Source organism: Micromonospora globispora, from assembly GCF_003857015.1.
GTDB lineage: Bacteria > Actinomycetota > Actinomycetes > Mycobacteriales > Micromonosporaceae > Micromonospora > Micromonospora globispora.
This window is the reverse complement of record NZ_QGGF01000722.1, coordinates 1-1,254: the sequence shown is the minus strand read 5'-3', so window position 1 is coordinate 1,254 and position 1,254 is coordinate 1. Positions and strand designations below refer to the sequence as shown.

Below are 1,254 nucleotides of genomic sequence, written 5' to 3'. Positions count from 1 at the left end.
GGTGACCGGCGGCGGCCAGGGTCATCGCGAGGTCGTCGGCGTGGTCGGTGGTCCCGGGTGCCAGGGGTGCGAGCAGGAAGTGCGCCGTCCCGGGGGTGTGCTGGCGGGCCAGGCTGAGGGTGGCCGACCGCAGCACGTCCACTCCGACGGCGGAGGTGCCGACCACGGCCAGGTGCCGGCCGGGCGTCGCGTCCAGCCGGAAGCCCGCGCTGCTGCCGGGCACGTCGACCGTGCGCCCGACCAGGGCGAGCGGCGGTTCGCCGCCCGGCCGCAGCCCGGCCCAGGTCGGGTCGTCGGTCAGCTTGGGCGTCTCGTACCCGCGGAAGACGGTGGGTGGCCGCGAGCCCGCCGGCCGGACCTGCCACAGCTCGTGGCGGAGGGCGGCCAGCTCCGCCCCGGCGGCGTGCGCGTCGGGGAACCGGACGACGGTGTTCGCGCCGGCCGCGCCGCCGGCGGTGTTCACCACGGCGGTGCCGATCTCCAGAGCCCTCGCGGCGTCGTTGAGCGGGTCGAGCACGCCGGCACCGCCGGGCAGCGCCACCCGCAGCGGGAACTGCCCGAAGATCGCCTCGGCGCGGCCGTAGAGCGCCTCGATGCCGGTCATGCTCTGGCTGGCCAGCACCAGGTGCAGCCCGTACGAGCGGCCCTTGCGGGCCAGCTCCTCCACCAGGTCGACGGCCCGCCGGGCGAGGGCGTCGTTGCCGGCGAAGAGCACGTGGAACTCGTCGACCACCGTGACGATCCGGGGTGGCCGGGCGTCCGGCGGCAGGTCGGCGAGCTTGCTGACGCCGTGTCGCTTGAGGACGGCGGCCCGCCGGGTCAGCTCGTCGCGCAGCTCGCGCAGCACCGCCACGCCGTACTCCCGGTCGGACTCGATGCCGACCGCGCGGGCGTGCGGCAGCCAGGACGGGTCGTGCCCGGTGGGGACGAACTCGGTGAAGCTCACCCCCTCCTTGAAGTCGAGCAGGTAGAGCTGGAGGTCGGCCGGCGCGTACCGGGCGGCCAGCCCGTAGAGCACGTCGAGCAGGAACACCGTCTTGCCCGCCCCGGTGCGCCCACCGACCAGCCAGTGCGGGGTGGCGTCGTCGAAGGCGACGGTCACCGCCTCCCGGCCGGCGCGGCCGAGCACGGTCCGCAGCCCGGCGCCGGCGGACTCCGCCCAGCGGCGTTCGGGCAGCAGGTCGGCGAAGCGGACCGTCTCCGCCCGGCGGGTGGCGGCGCCGAGGTGCGCGCCGCCACCCGCCGGGCGGAGAC

Annotated in this window: 1 protein-coding gene; it reads right to left on the bottom strand. The window is 76.8% G+C overall.

All coding sequences use genetic code 11. The features are described from left to right. On the bottom strand, positions 1-1,254 hold a 1,254-nt coding region (locus tag DKL51_RS32840), incomplete at both ends, for an FtsK/SpoIIIE domain-containing protein (protein WP_185735005.1).